Origin of the sequence: Billgrantia tianxiuensis, from assembly GCF_009834345.1 — a bacterium.
In the GTDB taxonomy this organism is placed as follows: Bacteria; Pseudomonadota; Gammaproteobacteria; order Pseudomonadales; family Halomonadaceae; genus Halomonas; species Halomonas tianxiuensis.
Genome location: NZ_CP035042.1, coordinates 927,702 through 943,924, shown reverse-complemented (window position 1 = coordinate 943,924; position 16,223 = coordinate 927,702). Strand labels below are relative to the sequence as shown.

Here is a 16,223-nt window from a genome sequence, read left to right as displayed (position 1 = left end):
AGGTATCGATATGGCTCATGGCACTTCCCGAATCGCCGGCTTCTACCAGCTCTCTCCTCGGGAGCGGCTCGCCAAGGTGGCCGAAATCGCGGGTCTCGACGACACAGGTGTGGCGCACTTTACCAATATGGGCAACATCGGCCCGGAAACCGCCGACTCGATGATCGAGAACGTGATCGGCACGCTGAATATCCCGCTGGGTATCGCCACGAACCTGATCATCGATGGCGAGGAGCAACTGGTACCGATGGCCACGGAGGAATCCTCGGTAGTGGCGGCAGTATGCAATGCGGCGCGCCAGTGTCGGGAATCCGGCGGTTTCGTCACCGATGCGTCGGCACCGGTGATGATCGCCCAGGTACAGCTCGTCGAGGTGCCCAATCCTGAGTTCGCGCGCCTCAAGCTGCTGGAGGCACGCGAGGAGATCCGCCGGATTTGCGATGCCACCGACCCCGTGCTGCTCAAGCATGGCGGCGGCTTTCGTGACCTCGAGGTACGCGTGCTGGACGACATGCTGATCGTGCATCTGCTGGTGGACGTGCGCGACGCCATGGGCGCCAACGCGGTTAACTCCATGGCCGAGGCAGTGGCACCTTCATTGGCGGAGTGGAGCGGAGGCAAGAGTCGGCTGCGCATTCTCTCCAATCTGGCCGATCGGCGACTGGTACGGGCCCGGGCTACCTGGCGCCTTGACCAGATCGGCGGGAAGGAGGTACGCGACGGCATGCTCTCGGCCTACCGCTTCGCCGATCTCGACCCTTACCGGGCGGCCACGCACAACAAGGGCATCATGAACGGGGTAAGCGCCGTGGTGCTGGCCACGGGCAACGACACCCGAGCCGTGGAGGCTGGTGCGCATGCCTTTGCCGCACGCACGGGGCGCTATCGCTCCCTCACCCATTGGGAGATGGACAGCGAAGGCAACCTCACCGGTACGCTGGAGTTGCCGATGCCGGTCGGCCTGATCGGTGGCGCCACCCGGGCTCATCCTACCGCGCGCTACTGCCTGGAGATCCTCGGCGTGACCCAGGCCGAACGCCTGGCACGGATCATCGTGGCGGTGGGCTTGGCACAGAACTTCGCTGCCATGAAGGCGCTGGCCACCACCGGCATCCAGAAGGGTCACATGGCGCTGCACGCCAAGAACATCGCGCTGATGGCGGGCGCCCAGGGTGACGAAGTAGCCATCATTGCCGATCTGCTGGTGCAGAAGGGCAGCGTGCGGGTCGACATTGCCGAGAGCGAACTGGCCAAGCTGCGGCAGCACTGAGCCACTCCCGATGTTTGCAACCCCTTGGACGCCCGGTGGGTCCTGCTCGCTGGGCGTTCTCCAAACCTTCGTCATTCCGTTGCCAAAATGGAGTACGCTTAGCTGAGAGCCAGGCCAGAGGGAGCGAGTCGATGAAGCTGTGTGCCGTGCAGTACGCCTCCGTGACGGGCGATATCGAGGCCAACCTGGAGCGCCACGTGGCGTTCATCGAGCAGGCGGCAGCGCACGATACCGAGCTGATCTTTTTCCCCGAACTCTCGCTGACCGGCTATGAGCCCTCGCTGGCCAGGACGCTGGCCACTCACGTGGAGGATCCGCGGCTGGATGCGTTCCAGCGCCTGAGCGACACCCATGAGATCACCATCGCCGCCGGGCTGCCGCTGGTCACCTCGGCCAAACCGCAGATCGGCATGGTGGTGTTCCAACCTCACGTGGGCCGCCAAGCCTATGCCAAGCAGCGGCTGCACGACGATGAGCTGGCCTACTTCTCGGCCGGCGAGCGGCCGATGCTGATCGAGACCCGCGAACATCGCCTGGCCCTGGCGATCTGCTATGAGTCGCTGCAACCCGATCATGTCGCCACGGCGGCAAGTCTCGGCGCGGATGTGTACCTCGCCAGCGTGGCCAAGCTCTCGCCGCGCATGGACGAGGCCTACGCCTACTACGCCACCTTCGCCCGCGAGCACGCCATGACGATACTGATGGCCAACTGCATCGGTCCCTGCGATGGCGAAACCGGCGGCGGCCGTTCGGCGGCCTGGATCGACCAGGGCAAGCGGGTCGCCACCCTCGATGGCACGCAGGAAGCCATGCTGCTGCTGGATACCGCCACGCTGGCCACCTGCGTACTGACCCTGCCCGCCCCTGCCGCCTAGCCGTTCCCTTTCGCACCCGCGCCGGCCCATATGGGGGCGCGCACTCCTCGACCACAAGACAAGGAACCCATCGATGGTAACGCTGCTGCTGTTGGCTCTTGGCCTGTTGTTGTTGATCCTGGGCGCGGAGGGTCTGGTAAAGGGCGCATCGCGCCTGGCGGCTCGCCTGGGCCTTTCCCCGCTGATCATCGGTCTCACCGTGGTGGCCTTCGGCACCAGCGCCCCGGAACTCGTCGTCAGCCTCAAGGCGGCTTTCAGCGGCCAGGCGGGCATTGCCATGGGCAACGTGGTGGGCAGCAACATCTTCAACGTGCTGTTCATCCTGGGAGTCTCGGCGCTGATCGTGCCGCTCGCGGTGGCCCAGCAGCTGATCCGCCTGGATATCCCGCTGATGATCGTGCTCTCCCTGGTCGTGCTGGCGATGGCGCTGGATGGCAGCATCGGCCGGCTGGACGGTGGACTGCTGGTTCTGGGCCTGGTGGCCTACACCAGCTTTCTGCTGCGGCAGGGTCGGCGCCAAGCGCCCGCCAACGAGCCGGCGGCCGACAACAGCGAGGCACCCCCCGCCCCGGGTGGCACGACGCGCTTTATGTCATTGGCGGGCTCGCCATGCTGGTGGCGGGTTCGCGCCTGTTCGTCGACTCGGCCGTGGTGATGGCCGCCTGGTTCGGTGTCAGCGATCAGGTGATCGGCCTGACCGTGGTGGCGGCGGGCACTTCGCTGCCCGAGGTCGTGACCTCGATCGTCGCGGCCCTGCGCGGCCAGCGGGACATCGCCGTGGGCAACGTGGTGGGCAGCAACATCTTCAACCTGCTCGGCGTGCTGGGCCTCACCGGCCTGATTGCCCCAGCCGGCATTGCCGTGACCGAAGCCATGCTCAGCCTCGACCTGCCGGTCATGGTCGCCGTGGCCGTGGCCTGCCTGCCGATCTGTTTCACCGCTCGCGCCATCGACCGCTGGGAAGGTGTCGTGCTGTTGGGTTACTACCTGGCCTATACCGCTTACCTGATCCTGGCCGCCACCCACCACGACGCACTGGCCGGATTCAGCGCCCTGATGCTCTACTTCGTGCTGCCGATTACCGCTCTGACGCTCGCCGTGCTGGTCGTTCCGGAGCTGCGCCGGAACCCGACTCGCTAGGGGCAAGGGGGCGGCCAGGCCCCCTCTGCCATGGCTCGCGCGATTCAGCCCAGCAGTCGCGCCAGGGCACCGTCCACATGGCGCTTCCAGTCTTCTGGTGTCGTTTCCTGGAAGCCCATGTCGCCGAGGAAGGCACTGCCGAACACTACATCCGGCTCGAGCCCACTCAGCAGCCTGAGGCTCTCGGCCAGCGTTTGCCGGTCCCTTTCATCGTTGTGGCCGGGAATGAAGCCGGCGCGCCAGTCGCCCTCCTCGCCACGGTAGAGCGTGTCGCCGGTGAACAGATAGCGCTTGCCATGGGGCGAGTGCACCAGGAAACAGGTGCTGCCCGGGCTGTGTCCCGGCGTGGGGATCACCTCGACGTTGCCCAGGTGCATCTCGCGTCGCTCGAACAGGATGTCAGGCGTGCGGTAGCGGGCAAAATCGTCAAGCTCGGCGCGATGGCCGCCCAGCTTGGCCCCGAATCGCTGATGGATCGTCACGAGCGTTTCCCCCAGTTCGTCCCGGTGGCTCAGGTACTGATAGGCCACGCCGCCCAGCTCCTCCATCCTGTCGATCTCATGCTGGTGGCCGGTGTTGTAGAAAAGCACGTTGCCCGCGTCCCGAGTCAACAGATAGGCATGCACGGTCAGCCCGGGGAAGGGGCTCTCGACTTCGGTTTCCCAGATATCCGGTTGCACGCGTTGCATGGTTCGCTCCTTTGTGTGGCTACACTGTCGGAGCGTAAAACCTCAAGTTAAATTCAGGTCAAGAAAGGCTGCTGACGTCCCTCGCCTGACTTTACAGGGGTGGGTCGGCACGCGATGCTGGGCCGCGAATTGTCAGGGAGTAAGTCGCGTTGACCCGCCAAACGCTCGAGAAATACCAGGTGCTGGTCTATTTGGCGTTCATTGCCATGGGCCTTGCGCTGGGTACCGCACTGCCGGATCGGGTGGATGTGCTGGAAGCCCTGCTGTGGCCGCTGCTGGGGGCGCTGCTCTACGCCACCTTCACCCAGGTGCCGTTGACGCAGCTGCGCAGTGCATGGCGCGATACACGTTTCATGGTGGCCGCGGTGGTGGGCAATTTCCTGCTGCTACCATTTGTCGCCTGGGGGTTGGCGAGCCTTTTCGCTGCCGAGCCGGCGGTTCGCCTGGGCATGCTGCTGGTATTGCTGGTGCCATGCACGGATTGGTTTATCACCTTTTCCCACCTGGGTGGCGGCAGGGCGCAGCACGCCATCGCCTTCGCTCCGGTCAGCCTGCTGCTTCAGCTCTTGCTGCTGCCCTTCTACCTATGGCTGTTTCTCGATCAGGACCTGCTGGTCACCGTGGTGCAGCGTGAGCTGCTGCTGGCCTTTGCGGGGTTGATCCTGCTGCCCTTGCTGCTAGCCTTCGTGACCGAGACCTGGGCTCAGGGACACCGCAGGCGCGAAGCTGGCATCGAGCGCCTGGGGTGGCTGCCGGTGCCACTGCTGTCCCTGGTGGTGTTCAGCATCGCCGCTACCCAGGTCGGCGGCGTCGCCGATTCGTTACCCCTGCTCGGCGGGCTGCTGCTGGCCTTCACCGGGTTTCTGATCGCCGCCGCGCTGCTGGCTCGCCTGCTGGCTCGAGTGTTCGGCCTCCCCACTTCCCAGGGACGCGTGCTGGCCTTCAGCCTGGGTACACGCAACTCCTTCGTCGTGCTGCCCCTGGCGCTCTCCCTTCCCGCTTCCTACGAGCTGGCGGTGGTTGCCATCATGTTCCAGTCGCTGGTCGAACTTATCGGCATGGCGATCTTCCTGTGGTGGGTACCCCGGCGGCTCTTTCCCGCTTCCTCCTGATTCAGCCAGACAACCGCACCCGATGCCTGATTGGCATGGCGTGCGAGTACCGGCGGGAAACTATACTCGTTACGTAACACGCCAATGGGCACTCAAGAGAACCGAGCCATAACGATACAAAAAGGTTCTTCCCATGCTCCCCTCCCGGCTTATCGGTTGGCTGCTTCTTGCCCTGCCCGTGGTGGCGGTGGCCGTCGTCAATCCTGCTCCCCAGGCAGACGAGGCAGCGCGCAAGGCCGAGGTACTGGAGCAGGTCGTGGCCCCCGATGTACAAGTCAGCGAGCCCGTGGAGCCGCTCGACGAGCAGGAGGCACAGGTCATCGACCCGGAAGGAAGCGATCCGCTGGAGGAGCCGCTTACCTGCCTGGCACGGACGATCTACTGGGAAGCGAAGGGCGTGCCGGGCCTCGACATGGAATCGGTGGCCAACGTGGTGATGAACCGGCTGGCCAACGAGGAGTTTCCCAACACCATCTGCGAAGTGGTGAGACAAGGCTCCGAGCAGAGCCCATGCCAGTTCTCCTGGTGGTGCGACGGCAGGCCCGACGAGGTGATGGAAGGCGACGCCTATGAGGTAGCCAAGGAAGTTGCCCGCCGGGCGCTCAATCAGGAGTTACCCGACCATACCGACGGGGCGCTCTATTTTCACGACCGCACCGTTCACCCGCCCTGGGCGAACGAATTCCTGCTGACCGCCGAGACCGAGGCCTTTATCTTCTATCGTCCGGACGCGGTAGAGTGAGCCTGAAACGCGCCCATGACATGCCCCACCAGGGTCTCGCAGGCCTGGCTGGCTCCGGGCCTCTTGACCAGTGTCAGCTGATACTCGCCCAGCGGCGGCAACAAGTCGGGATCGATGCGCCGCAACGGCGGGCGCACCAGGCTCTGCGGGAAGGGAGAAACTGCCAGGTCGGCGATCATGGCCGCCTCCTGGCCGGCGCAATGTTCGCAGGAGTAGGCAATACGGAAGCTCAGGCCGGCCCGATTCAGCGCCTCCAGCGCCATGCCTCGCCAGGCACAGCCCTGATGTGCCAAGGCCACCGGTAGCGGCGAGCGCTGGGCGGCCACACCGCCTTCACGCCCCACCCATACCAACGGCTCGCTGTGTACGACCTCGCCGCGCACCCCCTGTCCAGGGTTGCCCGCCGTGACCAGTACCAGGTCGAGTTCGCCGGCATCCAGTCGAGCGAGCATTTCACGGCTGCTACCCACCACCACATCGACCTGCACCGCCGGGTGAGAGCGGGCGAACTGCGCCAGCACGCCGGGCAGGATGCGTGTGCCCACGTCGTCGGTGGTGCCGAAGCCCAGCCGGCCCGAGACGCTGGGCGCCAGGAATTGCGTGACCGCCTCCTCGTTGAGCTTGAGCAGGCGCCGCCCGTAGCCGAGCAGCACCTCGCCCTCCGGGGTCAACCGCACCTGGCGGGCCTCGCGCACGAAGAGCGCCTGGCCAAGCGTTTCCTCCAGTCGCTTGATCTGCATGCTGAGTGCCGAAGGGGTGCGGAACACCTGGCGTGCGGCCCGGGTAAAGCTACCGCACTCGGCAATCGCGACGAAGCTGCGCAGCACGTCGCTATCGAGCAGTGGCATCACGCCCTGGGAAACGGAGCCCTGTGAAACGGAAGCTTGAAGAGCGGTGGCATGGGGAGAGGCAACGTGAGTCATGTCTCGAACCTTTCAATTTTTCTTAAAAGACAATGTAGACCTTTTCGTTTGATTGATCCAATAGACCAAGCCAAGCTCTTCCTCAAGAGGTCGCGACCCTCCTTATTTCCACAAATTGATACGGCAACCGCCCCGACGGCGGCTGCCCGTCAGGAGGTGCGACATGAGCCAGTACGAACCGCTGCGCCGGCCCCAGCCAACCGCCAGGAAGCGCCCGGCCCCACCGCCCCAGCCAGACTTCTACATGCCGGCCATGCCCCCGCTGGGGCTGATCTACGCCCTCGAGACCAAGTGGCAGGACTACCTGCGCCGGCGGCGGTTTCGCCAGCGCTTCCTGCCGCTGCTGGCGCACGATGACCATATGCTCGAGGACATGGGGCACTGCCGTGAGGACATTCTCTGGGCCTCGCGCCTGCCGCTGAAGGAAGACGCCACAGAAGCGCTGATGCAGCGCCGGACGATACGCAACGCAACGCAGCAAAGGCGCCGACGTTAGCGCAACCCGCTTGACCTCAGCTGCGCTTGAGGTCGTACGGTCCTGGCAACGTCATCGCAGCGAGAGGAAGAAGCATGCGCATCATGATCGTGGGAGCGAGCCAGGGCCTGGGCCTGGCCTTCATCGAGGGGCTGGGCAATCAAGGCGATCACCTGATCGGCGTATCGCGCAGCGTTCCGGCGAGGGTGCCGGAACGCGCCGGCATCGAGATCGACTGGGTTGCCGCCGACCTGGCCGCTCCCGAGCGAGCGGCCGCCACGCTGGCTGAGGCCGTGGAAGCAAGCGGGCTCGACGTGCTGATCTACAACCTGGGGCTGTGGGAAAGCCGGGCCTTCGAGCCCGACTACCGCTTCCTGGCTGACAGCCCCGCTGAGATCCAGCGCATCGTCACGGTCAACGTCAGCGGCGCCATCCTGCTGGTCCAGGCGCTGCTTCCTGCGCTGCTGCGCTCACGCGCACCAAGAATCATCCTTACCGGCTCGACCTCCGCGCTGCCCGGCCACGGCCGGCCGGAGGTCGCCTTCAGCGCCACCAAGTTCGCCCTGCGCGGCATTGCCGAGGCACTGCGCGAGGGCTTTCGCGAGCAGCGCCTGGCGGTGACCTGCCTGCAGCTCGGCCACCTCAATACTGAAGACGGCCTGGGCGTGCCGCCCGAACGTGCGGCCCAGCGCGGCAACGGCGAACTCATCCCCATGCACGACGTGGTGCAGTTGGTGCGCACCCTGCTGACGCTATCACCAAGTGCCTATGTGAAGGAGGTGGTGATGCCGGCAATAGGCGATGCGCGCTTCTAGCGGCTCCTCTCTAGCCACTTACTCAGGCGCCAAGCTGCTCACCTTCGGAGGTGGTGTCGGCGAGCGTCTCGGCTCGCCGCAGCAGCACGCGCTCCTGTTCAGGGGTCAGCGCCAGCCCGAACCGCTCGCGCAGCACGCTGGGCAGCTCATCGGCTGCGATCCGGTGCAGCTCCGGCGCCTTGCCCGGATGGAAGATTTTTAGTTCCAGGTCGGTGAGCGCAAGCCGTACCTCAGCGCCGTTGTGCTGAGCCACGATCCGCCGCACGAACGGGGATGCCGGGTGATGAGACGCCAAGTAGTTGTATTCGCCAGAGTCGGCACGGTAGTTGGGTTCGTTACTGAACTGATAGATGTTGAACCATTCACCGAGGCGCTTATGACGCAGCAGCCAATACCCCAGTGGCGAGCGCTCCAGGCGATACTCCCAGGGGCCATGGCTCGCCTCGCTGTTCACTTCGAGCAGGATCGGCTCACGCGGGCCGATATTGCCCACCCCGACATCGACCATCCAGTCGTTACCTTCCGCTTTTACCACCAGCATCGTATGACCGAGCGGAGTGACGATACTCGCGTCCTCGCCCATCAGCATTCTCGCATTGCGCCCCGCGACCTCGAAGCCGAGCCGGTCCAGCACCGTGGCGAACAGCGTGTTCTGCTCATGGCAATAACCGCCGCGCCGGCGCCGTACCAGCTTGTCCTGAAGGCTTTCCAGGTCGATGCGGATCTCTCCGCCGGTGACGATTTCCAGGTTCTCGAACGGCACTGCGGCGAGGTGCGCCTGCTGCAGGGCCTTGAGAGTTTCCACGCTGGGCGTAAGGGGCCCCCGATAGTCGATGCGTGCCAGATAGGCCTCGAGATCGAGCGCCGCTGTCTCCCAGCGAGCCGATTCATGAAGGGGTTGAGTGATCGTTTCAGCCTGCATGTCGTTCTCCTTTTTCTCTCAAGGGCAATCGTTAGGCGCAGGCTAATACCTCAAGCCAACTTCAGGTAAAGCGGAGAAAACTCAATCGCTCTCATAGCCAAAGACAATCCCCTCGGTAGAGTCTTGAGATTCATTCAACCAAAAGGTTGACAATGATGTTCGTCACGCCTATATCAACCATATGGTTGAATATGACGAAACGCATCTGGACCAGGTCTTTCACGCCCTGGCCGATCCGACCCGACGCGCCCTGCTCGAACGGCTGGCGGCCGGTGAGCGCAAGATCGGCGAGCTGGCCGAGCCGTTCCCCATCTCGCTGGCCGCCGTCTCCAAGCACGTACGTGTGCTCGAGCAAGCCGGGCTAGTGGAACGGCGCATCGAAGGTCGCGCCCACTTCTGCAGGCTGCGGCCGGAGCCGCTGGCCGAAGCGGAACAGTGGCTAAGCTTCTACGAAGGGTTCTGGAGCCAACGCCTGAACGCTCTGGAAGCGGCGCTCAAGGCCGCTTCCGATGGCGAATCGACGAAGGGAGAGAGGCAAGATGGATGACAGCGGCTATGGCGAGAATATCGCCGAAGACAGCATCCGCTTCGAGCGCCTGCTGCCGGGGCCCATCGAGCGGGTCTGGGCCTTCCTGACCGAATCCGACAAGCGCGGCCTGTGGCTGGCTCCCGGCGCCATGGAAATGCGCCAGGGCACCTCTTTCGCCCTGCACTTCCGCAACACGGGGCTCACGCCCGACAAGACGCCTCCCTCCGAGCGCTTTCGCCAGTACGACCGCAGCTTCACCACACAGCATCAGGTGTTGCGCTGCGAACCGCCGCACTTGCTTGCCTGGACCTGGGGCGGCGGCAACGAAGCCCCTTCGGAGGTGACCTTCGAACTCAGCGAGGCCGGCGACCAGGTGCGCCTGGTCGTGACGCACCGCCGCCTCGCCGATGACGATACCCGGATCACCGTGGCCAGCGGCTGGCATACCCATCTCGCCATTCTCGAGAACGTGCTGCAGGGTGAGCGCCCCGTCCCCTTCTGGCCCACGTTCGAACGCCTGGAGGAGGAGTACCGATGCCGCATCACATCACCCCGCAGCTGATGTTCGAAGGCAATGCCGAGCAGGCCATGCGCTTCTACGTCTCGCTGTTCGACGATTCCGAAATCGTCCGGCTCGAGCGCTACGGCCCCGAGGAGCCGGGCCGGGAAGGCAGTGTCAAGCAAGCCGAATTCACCCTGGCCGGGCGACGCTATACCTGCATCGACAGCCATATCCAGCACCTCTTCAGCTTTACGCCCTCGATATCGCTGTTCGTCGAATGCGTAAACCGCGAAGAGTTCGAGCGCCTGCTCGAACAGCTGTCGGAACAGGGCCAAATACTGATGCCGGCGGACGACTACGGTTTCAGCACGCGTTTCGCCTGGCTCAACGACCGCTTCGGCGTCTCCTGGCAGCTCAATCTGGGGACAACTCAACCTGGCCTGAGCGGAGAAACACCATGAGCCGGTCTACCGCCCTGCCTCTCATCGTCTCCGAAGAGGCGTGGCGCAGCGCTCTGGAGGAACAGCTCGCTCGTGAAAAGGCCCATACGCGTGAGCGCGACAGGCTCAATGCCGCGCGGCGCCGTTTGCCGATGACCGAGGTGCGCACCGATTACCTCTTCGACGGGCCTCAGGGCGAAGTCACCCTGCTCGACCTGTTCGAGGGGCGCCGTCAGTTGATCGTCTACCATTTCATGTTCGGGCCCGACTGGGAGGCCGGCTGCGACGGCTGCTCCTGGGTGGTGGACGCCATGACCCACCCCGCCCACCTGAACGCCCGCGATACCACCCTGGTGCTGGTCTCCCGGGCGCCACGGGAGAAGCTCATACGCTACCAGGCGCGTATGGGCTGGCAGCACCCGACGTGGTACTCGTCGCTGAATAGCCGTTTCAACCAGGACATGGGCGTGACGAGCTGCCACTGCGACGCCCCCGACACCGACCGCGGCGAACGGCATGGTATCAGCGTTTTTCTGCGCGACGGCGAGCGGGTGTATCGTACCTACTTCAGCGGCAAGCGCGGCGTGGAGTACCTGGGCAGCCTATGGACCTACCTGGACCTGACGCCCTACGGCCGTCAGGAAACCTGGGAGGACTCGCCCCCCGGCTGGCCGCAAACGCCACCCTACGTGTGGAACCGGCGTCACGACGAATACGAGACGTGACCACGCGTACGGCGAGCCAGGAAACAACGACAACAGAGGGAAACCATGACCATGAAGACCATCGGCCTGCTCGGCGGCATGAGCTGGGAATCCACCGTCAGCTACTACCGTGCGCTCAACGAAGGGGTGAAGGCCGCCCTGGGCGGATTTCACTCGGCCAAGCTGTGTCTGTACAGCGTCGACTTCGCCGAGATCGAGCGGTTGCAGCACGCCGGCGACTGGGACGCCACCGCCGAGATCCTGTGCCAAGCCGCCCGCCGCGTGGAAGCCGGCGGCGCGGACTTCCTTCTGATCGGCACCAACACCATGCACAAGGTCGCGCCGCAGGTGGCCGAGGCGGTCTCGATCCCGTTGCTGCATATCGCCGATGCCACGGCACAGCGGCTGGCCGATGACGGCATTCGTCGCGTCGGCCTGCTTGGCACCCGCTTCACCATGGAGCAGGACTTCTACAAGGGGCGGATCGCCGAAGGCTTCGGCATCGAGGTGCTGGTGCCCGACGAGGCTCAGCGCGATCTGGTGCACGAAGTGATCTACACCGAACTGTGCCTGGGGCAGGTAAAGGAGGCGTCGCGTCAGCGCTACCTGGAGATCATCGAGTCGCTACGCGAGAGCGGCGCCGAGGCGGTGATCCTCGGCTGTACCGAAATCGCCCTGCTGGTGCAGCAGGGCCATACCGAGGTGCCGCTCTACGACACCACGGCCATACACGCCGAAGAGGCAGTGAAGTGGGCGTTGGAGGATCAAGCGTAAGTGTTGATCTGCGTACCCACCATCCCCTCATTGGCCAGCTGCGGTGCCACCGAAGCTGAAGACATCAGGGCGGCAACCTGATCCTTCTGCATGTCCAGGGCATCCTTGTAGACCTCGAGCTGCACCTGCTGTGCGGCTTGGGCCTGCTGCATGACCAAGGCCTGGCCCACGATGGCGTTGACGGCTGAATCCATATGGCTTGCTCCTATTTTTACTTCTTCTGTTAAGCCACGCTAACAGCTAACGAAGGCGAAGGCAAAAACGCAGCCCACCCTAACTCTCACTGGTTCCTATTTCTTGAGCGTCAGGCCGCTCAACGGCCACCTCGACGCAAGCGACCCCGCTTGATTCTTATGCCCTCCCGCGGACGATCAGGGAATAGCTGGCACAAGACTTCCAAAGGGGCATCCAGGTTCTCGGACAAACGTTGCAGCTCGGCCTTCGACCATTGTTGAACTGGTGCCCAACGCAGCTTGTAGCGCTTGTTGATGACGGCTCGTTTGGGCCGGTGTGGGAATAGCCTGGCCAGCTCCTCGGCCGGCAAGTGTCGGTGTTCCTCAAGGCGTTGAAGCTCCTCGGCACTCCATCTATCCCCTTTATCGCCATCGCCTTGGGGCATATAGCTCAGGCTTTCTGCTTTGGCTCGCTGCTTGATGGCCTCGACAGAACGATGAGGCAATGCCCGCTTTACCTGCGAAACACCGCCTTGAGGAAAGTCGCGCCGTAGAATTGCCAGTTCCCGTTCGGCCCATCGCTCTGTCGAGAAGGCCTTCAGACCGAATCTCTTGGCCACATGGCGGATGGCGATGACGGTACGGTGTGGCAGAAAGCGGCGCCGAATCTCCGGTGCCTTGAGTGCGGGAAAGTGCTGGATCACCACGAGCAGCTCTTCCTCGGTCCAAGGCTGCTTCTCCGTGATCGGGACCACCCGTTTTTTCAGCCCCAACTTATGGGCCATGGCCTGAAGCGCTGTAGAGGTGCGATGAGGAAAGTGGCGTGCCTGTAGCTCACGCCACGTCATGTCCAGGTAATGGCACTCGAGCAAGGCCAGTTCACTCGGAGTCCATTCGCGTGAAACGCCTCGATTGCGCCGCCGCATTCGTGCTTCCTCTCTTCTGGGCATCGTTGCTAGTCTCACGCAGTCGTTGGACAGAGACGACTACGGCTGCACCTTTGCCTTCCCCGAGGCGGTGATGATCTCGCCACCATGATCCGTCTTGCAGCCAAGATAAGCCGTGGGCCTGCCATCGGTGGTGGAACTACTCGCTCCTTCGATGATGGTGGCCCCGCAGCCGGTCTTGTCGCCCACCCGGGCCACGGGCTGGCCCTCGACTTGAGAGGGCGAGCCCGAGACGATTTCCGTGACGCCGTGGCCAGGGATGGGGCAGCGATGCAGATCGCCTTTGCGTGCGATGGGTTTCATATATTTGTCGCCACGTCCGCCACCCGCCACTCACCATTGCGAGTCTTGTAGAAGACCACTGGAAAACTGGCGAAACGCTCACTACCAGCCGGAGGATGCTCCCAAAGGATGGGATGGGGCTGGATTCTCACTAGACGACCGTTATCAAGAAACTCCACCTGATCTTCTTGAGGATCATCTCCCCAATATAAGGGTTGCAATACTGCACCGTCCGGTCGGATTCGCTCAAATTTTTCCAACCCTTGGCTGGCATTGTCCACAAAGTCACGCGCAGAGTTTCTTTCTGTCAGCATATAAGCCGTACGCTCCCAGACCGGCTCTACCTCATGAAAGAGCGCTTCCGTATCGTTACGTGAAATCAAGCCATGAATATGCCGATAGGCATCGCGCAGCTCACGGCGCAGCTCGGGAGTATCCTCCAGCACGACGGCTTCACGCTCCCAGTGAAAGGCCGGGATCGGATCATCGACGGTAAAGGTGATATCCAGACGATAGCCATCGAGTGTCCATCCACCACCGAAGATGATGTTGTCGAATTCGGAGAGCTGCATGCGCCCATTGCTACGTAGGTGCGGCTGCTCAAGCACGCGCTCCTCACCGCCGGCAGTGAATTCAAGTTGCTCGAACTTGCCTTCCGCCTCGTTATAGCGGATGCGAATAGGGTGAATGCGTTCCCGCTCCTGGGTCGTCCATAGATATCGCTCGATCGCGATATCGATCGCCACGCCATCATGCAGTTCATAGTGATACTCCCCCGTGTCAGGATCCTGCCCAGTCACTGGGGAGAAAAGCAAGGAGAGCGTATTTTTTCCCTGCCTGAGGTTCAAGCCGACATTGGGGGAGTAGTCGGCATACGCCACCTTGGCGTTATCGCGCACGAAGATATCATTGACCCTCAAGGACCAAGCGGAACCCACGGTATGTATATAGGCGTTATATCGATACTCGAAATTATTAGCCATTGCCGATCCTTGCCAAACGATCATGGTCAGAAGTGTGACACTTAACAACCTCAGTAAGCTTGCCATTCAATTACCTCAGGGCTCCATATGGAATAATTCGTGCCGCTAGTGGGTGCATCCGGCCGCTCCTGTGCCATCCTCTCAGCCGCCGCTTGTGATGAACCGATATGCCGTCCCACCTGTTCGAAAAGATCGCCCGCCTGAGCCTGGCCTCCGAATTCTCCACTAAGTTCAGGGCCCGCCTGTTTGACGTTATCGTGATCATTTTCCCACTTGGCCTCTGCATAAGCGGTTAGCGTCAACACGACGCCCTCGAATTCGTAGCGGCGCTGGCGCTCGCCCTCATGCATGCGCATGGCCCAGATCCAGGCGGTATGCAGCGAGCCGCTAGCCCCGGCCTTTGCGCTGAAGACCCAAACTTGGGCTTCGACTTCGATGGCGATCTCGGCTTTGCCGTTGATCTTGAGTTCACCGCCAAACTGCTGCTGAATACCGGCATAGGCCGCTTCCAGATTGCCATTGGCCGGAATCGTAATGCTCGCTCCGCTATCGATCGTATGCTGCAGGCTGCCCGTGGCGGCCATTTCAAGGTAGGCATCCAATTTCCCGGTGATGTGCTCACCTGCCGCCATACGTGCCCGAGCTTCGCGGATGGCATTTGCTCCAGGGCCACTAAAGGTCATAGCCAGAGCATCAATGAAGTCGAGCTTGCCCGATACCCCGATGCTGAGCGTCGATTCAAGGCTGGAGATGGCAAGTTGCAGATCAGGAGACCCTGTGACGGCGGTCAGCTCGAAGCCCTTCGGTTCGAAGGTCAACGACTTGCTGAGCTGAATACCGGAGGCGTACTGGGTGCGATCCAGTTCCTGCCGTTGCCTATTGCCCACGGAAACATAGTGATCCATCCTCTCGATGATACTGGCCATGGTGCCCACGAGCCCCGGGGCTTCGCTGCCGCTATCGACTGCCTGGCCGGTGTTGGCGGAGCCGCCGGCGCTGCCTTCGGCCGTCAGCTCGTCGGCACCGTACTGCCCGGTGAGCGTTCCCTTGGCCTCTGCGGAAGCGGAAACCCCAGCCGTGGTGAAGCTGATACGGGTGGCCAACTCCAGTTTTCCATCCAGCTTGGCATAGGGCAGCGGAATGACCTGGCATGGCACTCCCATCGAGGCATCCGAAAGGCACTGGAAGGGTGTGAAGCTGGCGCCCTGTCTTCCCCTCACAGCCGAGGCAATGGCTAGCACGGCATCCATGGCAAATAGCGCATGCAGCACATTCTCTGGCACATAGTTGCGCAATGCCAGGCTAACGTTGAGCATTTGCTCGTAACCTGTGGCCACTTCCACCTGCTGCTCTTCGATACGGCTTCGCCCATTGGTCAGGCCCGTCGTATTCATCCTGGGGCGATCATAATGCCCGACCTGGCAGCGCTGTCCTTCCCATTCGACTTGCACCTTGGAGAGCAGGTGCATGTCTTCTACCTCCTTGGCAATGACCAAGAGTGTAGTGGCTGTGGTGCTTTGCTCGTCTGACTCGGCCATTGCCGGTGGCCAGGTAATCTTGCGAGTGCTATCGGTGCTGTCGGATATGCTCCCCGAGATGAGACAGCAGGGCTCGTTGGACTGGCATTCGACGCAGGCCGCTGCGAAATCCGGATCGAGGGTGGGATCGCTACCCGGTTCCGGTGGGATGGGGCTTCTGGCGAGCGGCTGCCCACCATTACCACCCTGCTCGACCCACCTATTGGCCCAATTTCTCATGACGGGGCTTTCCAGGTTACTTGCGCCGTTGTCGCTCCTGCGCTGGAAGGCCTTGCCGATCTCGTTCTCCAGCAAGCGGCGGTCGTGGGCGCTGAAGCGCTCTCCATCCGAGGCAAGGATATAGGCGAGATCTTCTGCGGTGGGTGTGTAGCTCATTCCGATTTTCCTC

The 16,223-nt window shown here is 62.8% G+C and carries 21 protein-coding genes; 13 read left to right on the top strand and 8 right to left on the bottom strand.

The annotated features are described in order from the left end of the window. Positions 1–10 precede the first annotated feature (10 nt). The 4 genes from EKK97_RS04410 to EKK97_RS23600 all read left to right on the top strand — a co-directional run bounded on the left by EKK97_RS04410 (position 11) and on the right by EKK97_RS23600 (position 3,285). Positions 11–1,270, top strand: coding sequence for a hydroxymethylglutaryl-CoA reductase, degradative (locus tag EKK97_RS04410; protein ID WP_159549543.1), 1,260 nt, complete (start codon positions 11–13; stop codon positions 1,268–1,270). Between the two features lie 131 nt (positions 1,271–1,401). Further along, a complete protein-coding gene (locus tag EKK97_RS04405; RefSeq protein WP_159549540.1) occupies positions 1,402–2,145 on the top strand; it encodes a carbon-nitrogen hydrolase family protein in 744 nt (247 codons plus the stop codon). A 73-nt stretch (positions 2,146–2,218) separates the two neighbouring features. Next, complete coding sequence (locus EKK97_RS23605) at positions 2,219–2,800, top strand: sodium:calcium antiporter (RefSeq protein WP_201297012.1); 582 nt, start codon at positions 2,219–2,221, stop codon at positions 2,798–2,800. Beyond that, the gene (locus tag EKK97_RS23600; RefSeq protein WP_201297011.1) at positions 2,755–3,285 is read left to right on the top strand and encodes a sodium:calcium antiporter; all 531 of its coding nucleotides are present in this window, start codon (positions 2,755–2,757) and stop codon (positions 3,283–3,285) included. The genes EKK97_RS23605 and EKK97_RS23600 overlap by 46 nt, the downstream gene beginning before the upstream one ends. Positions 3,286–3,329: 44 nt before the next feature. On the opposite strand, the gene EKK97_RS04395 is transcribed toward EKK97_RS23600, so the two are convergent. After that, a complete protein-coding gene (locus EKK97_RS04395) occupies positions 3,330–3,974 on the bottom strand; it encodes an MBL fold metallo-hydrolase (protein ID WP_159549537.1) in 645 nt (214 codons plus the stop codon). 149 nt (positions 3,975–4,123) lie between these two features. On the opposite strand from EKK97_RS04395, the gene EKK97_RS04390 reads away from it, so the two are divergent. Next, complete coding sequence (locus EKK97_RS04390) at positions 4,124–5,086, top strand: arsenic resistance protein (RefSeq protein ID WP_201297010.1); 963 nt, start codon at positions 4,124–4,126, stop codon at positions 5,084–5,086. Between the two features lie 133 nt (positions 5,087–5,219). After that, on the top strand, positions 5,220–5,828 hold the full coding sequence (locus tag EKK97_RS04385; protein WP_159549532.1) for a cell wall hydrolase: 609 nt from the start codon (positions 5,220–5,222) through the stop codon (positions 5,826–5,828). On the opposite strand, the gene EKK97_RS04380 is transcribed toward EKK97_RS04385, so the two are convergent. Next, on the bottom strand, positions 5,804–6,676 hold the full coding sequence (locus EKK97_RS04380; RefSeq protein ID WP_234286656.1) for a LysR substrate-binding domain-containing protein: 873 nt from the start codon (positions 6,674–6,676) through the stop codon (positions 5,804–5,806). The two genes, EKK97_RS04385 and EKK97_RS04380, sit on opposite strands and share 25 nt — an antisense overlap. Before the next feature lie 238 nt (positions 6,677–6,914). On the opposite strand from EKK97_RS04380, the gene EKK97_RS04375 reads away from it, so the two are divergent. Both EKK97_RS04375 and EKK97_RS04370 read left to right on the top strand, forming a co-directional pair. After that, complete coding sequence (locus EKK97_RS04375; protein ID WP_159549526.1) at positions 6,915–7,247, top strand: hypothetical protein; 333 nt, start codon at positions 6,915–6,917, stop codon at positions 7,245–7,247. Between the two features lie 74 nt (positions 7,248–7,321). Continuing rightward, complete coding sequence (locus tag EKK97_RS04370; RefSeq protein WP_159549523.1) at positions 7,322–8,041, top strand: SDR family NAD(P)-dependent oxidoreductase; 720 nt, start codon at positions 7,322–7,324, stop codon at positions 8,039–8,041. A 22-nt stretch (positions 8,042–8,063) separates the two neighbouring features. Here the strand turns inward: EKK97_RS04370 and EKK97_RS04365 are convergent, their stop codons facing one another. Further along, positions 8,064–8,963: an arylamine N-acetyltransferase family protein gene (locus tag EKK97_RS04365; RefSeq protein ID WP_159549520.1), complete on the bottom strand. Its 900-nt coding sequence runs from the start codon at positions 8,961–8,963 to the stop codon at positions 8,064–8,066. A 181-nt stretch (positions 8,964–9,144) separates the two neighbouring features. Between EKK97_RS04365 and EKK97_RS04360 the strand changes: the two genes are divergently transcribed. The 5 genes from EKK97_RS04360 to EKK97_RS04340 are packed head-to-tail and all read left to right on the top strand — an operon-like array spanning position 9,145 to position 11,912. Then, positions 9,145–9,510: an ArsR/SmtB family transcription factor gene (locus EKK97_RS04360; protein ID WP_201297009.1), complete on the top strand. Its 366-nt coding sequence runs from the start codon at positions 9,145–9,147 to the stop codon at positions 9,508–9,510. After that, the gene (locus EKK97_RS04355) at positions 9,503–10,054 is read left to right on the top strand and encodes an SRPBCC family protein (RefSeq protein WP_159549517.1); all 552 of its coding nucleotides are present in this window, start codon (positions 9,503–9,505) and stop codon (positions 10,052–10,054) included. Before EKK97_RS04360 ends, EKK97_RS04355 begins: the two co-directional genes overlap by 8 nt. After that, the gene (locus EKK97_RS04350; protein ID WP_159549514.1) at positions 10,027–10,455 is read left to right on the top strand and encodes a VOC family protein; all 429 of its coding nucleotides are present in this window, start codon (positions 10,027–10,029) and stop codon (positions 10,453–10,455) included. Before EKK97_RS04355 ends, EKK97_RS04350 begins: the two co-directional genes overlap by 28 nt. Next, positions 10,452–11,159, top strand: a complete 708-nt coding sequence (locus tag EKK97_RS04345) for a DUF899 domain-containing protein (RefSeq protein ID WP_159549511.1) — start codon at positions 10,452–10,454, stop codon at positions 11,157–11,159. The genes EKK97_RS04350 and EKK97_RS04345 overlap by 4 nt, the downstream gene beginning before the upstream one ends. 51 nt (positions 11,160–11,210) lie before the next feature. Then, positions 11,211–11,912, top strand: a complete 702-nt coding sequence (locus tag EKK97_RS04340; protein WP_159555679.1) for an aspartate/glutamate racemase family protein — start codon at positions 11,211–11,213, stop codon at positions 11,910–11,912. Here the strand turns inward: EKK97_RS04340 and EKK97_RS04335 are convergent. The 5 genes from EKK97_RS04335 to EKK97_RS04315 all read right to left on the bottom strand — a co-directional run bounded on the left by EKK97_RS04335 (position 11,903) and on the right by EKK97_RS04315 (position 16,210). Then, complete coding sequence (locus tag EKK97_RS04335; RefSeq protein ID WP_159549508.1) at positions 11,903–12,106, bottom strand: putative motility protein; 204 nt, start codon at positions 12,104–12,106, stop codon at positions 11,903–11,905. The two genes, EKK97_RS04340 and EKK97_RS04335, sit on opposite strands and share 10 nt — an antisense overlap. A gap of 119 nt (positions 12,107–12,225) precedes the next feature. Next, positions 12,226–13,011 (bottom strand): hypothetical protein, encoded by a 786-nt coding sequence (locus tag EKK97_RS04330; protein ID WP_159549505.1) that lies wholly within the window; start codon positions 13,009–13,011, stop codon positions 12,226–12,228. Between the two features lie 60 nt (positions 13,012–13,071). Beyond that, a complete protein-coding gene (locus tag EKK97_RS04325) occupies positions 13,072–13,335 on the bottom strand; it encodes a PAAR domain-containing protein (protein WP_159549502.1) in 264 nt (87 codons plus the stop codon). After that, entirely contained in the window at positions 13,332–14,363 is a 1,032-nt protein-coding gene (locus EKK97_RS04320; protein WP_159549499.1) for a hypothetical protein, read from the bottom strand. The genes EKK97_RS04325 and EKK97_RS04320 overlap by 4 nt, the downstream gene beginning before the upstream one ends. Next, complete coding sequence (locus EKK97_RS04315) at positions 14,348–16,210, bottom strand: hypothetical protein (RefSeq protein ID WP_159549496.1); 1,863 nt, start codon at positions 16,208–16,210, stop codon at positions 14,348–14,350. Before EKK97_RS04315 ends, EKK97_RS04320 begins: the two co-directional genes overlap by 16 nt. Between the last annotated feature and the right edge of the window lie 13 nt (positions 16,211–16,223).

What these genes read in the sequence shown, in the direction of transcription:
- EKK97_RS04345 (WP_159549511.1), top strand. Translation starts at nt 10,452, where the DNA reads ATGAGCCGGTCTACCGCCCTGCCTCTCATCGTCTCCGAAGAGGCGTGG.
- EKK97_RS04380 (WP_234286656.1), bottom strand. Translation starts at nt 6,676, where the DNA reads ATGCCACTGCTCGATAGCGACGTGCTGCGCAGCTTCGTCGCGATTGCC.
- EKK97_RS04340 (WP_159555679.1), top strand. Translation starts at nt 11,211, where the DNA reads ATGAAGACCATCGGCCTGCTCGGCGGCATGAGCTGGGAATCCACCGTC.
- EKK97_RS04360 (WP_201297009.1), top strand. Translation starts at nt 9,145, where the DNA reads ATGGTTGAATATGACGAAACGCATCTGGACCAGGTCTTTCACGCCCTG.
- EKK97_RS04405 (WP_159549540.1), top strand. Translation starts at nt 1,402, where the DNA reads ATGAAGCTGTGTGCCGTGCAGTACGCCTCCGTGACGGGCGATATCGAG.
- EKK97_RS04315 (WP_159549496.1), bottom strand. Translation starts at nt 16,210, where the DNA reads ATGAGCTACACACCCACCGCAGAAGATCTCGCCTATATCCTTGCCTCG.
- EKK97_RS04395 (WP_159549537.1), bottom strand. Translation starts at nt 3,974, where the DNA reads ATGCAACGCGTGCAACCGGATATCTGGGAAACCGAAGTCGAGAGCCCC.
- EKK97_RS04370 (WP_159549523.1), top strand. Translation starts at nt 7,322, where the DNA reads ATGCGCATCATGATCGTGGGAGCGAGCCAGGGCCTGGGCCTGGCCTTC.
- EKK97_RS04385 (WP_159549532.1), top strand. Translation starts at nt 5,220, where the DNA reads ATGCTCCCCTCCCGGCTTATCGGTTGGCTGCTTCTTGCCCTGCCCGTG.
- EKK97_RS04325 (WP_159549502.1), bottom strand. Translation starts at nt 13,335, where the DNA reads ATGAAACCCATCGCACGCAAAGGCGATCTGCATCGCTGCCCCATCCCT.
- EKK97_RS04330 (WP_159549505.1), bottom strand. Translation starts at nt 13,011, where the DNA reads ATGCGGCGGCGCAATCGAGGCGTTTCACGCGAATGGACTCCGAGTGAA.
- EKK97_RS04335 (WP_159549508.1), bottom strand. Translation starts at nt 12,106, where the DNA reads ATGGATTCAGCCGTCAACGCCATCGTGGGCCAGGCCTTGGTCATGCAG.
- EKK97_RS04350 (WP_159549514.1), top strand. Translation starts at nt 10,027, where the DNA reads ATGCCGCATCACATCACCCCGCAGCTGATGTTCGAAGGCAATGCCGAG.
- EKK97_RS04355 (WP_159549517.1), top strand. Translation starts at nt 9,503, where the DNA reads ATGGATGACAGCGGCTATGGCGAGAATATCGCCGAAGACAGCATCCGC.
- EKK97_RS23605 (WP_201297012.1), top strand. Translation starts at nt 2,219, where the DNA reads ATGGTAACGCTGCTGCTGTTGGCTCTTGGCCTGTTGTTGTTGATCCTG.
- EKK97_RS04410 (WP_159549543.1), top strand. Translation starts at nt 11, where the DNA reads ATGGCTCATGGCACTTCCCGAATCGCCGGCTTCTACCAGCTCTCTCCT.
- EKK97_RS04375 (WP_159549526.1), top strand. Translation starts at nt 6,915, where the DNA reads ATGAGCCAGTACGAACCGCTGCGCCGGCCCCAGCCAACCGCCAGGAAG.
- EKK97_RS04320 (WP_159549499.1), bottom strand. Translation starts at nt 14,363, where the DNA reads ATGGCAAGCTTACTGAGGTTGTTAAGTGTCACACTTCTGACCATGATC.
- EKK97_RS23600 (WP_201297011.1), top strand. Translation starts at nt 2,755, where the DNA reads ATGCTGGTGGCGGGTTCGCGCCTGTTCGTCGACTCGGCCGTGGTGATG.
- EKK97_RS04365 (WP_159549520.1), bottom strand. Translation starts at nt 8,963, where the DNA reads ATGCAGGCTGAAACGATCACTCAACCCCTTCATGAATCGGCTCGCTGG.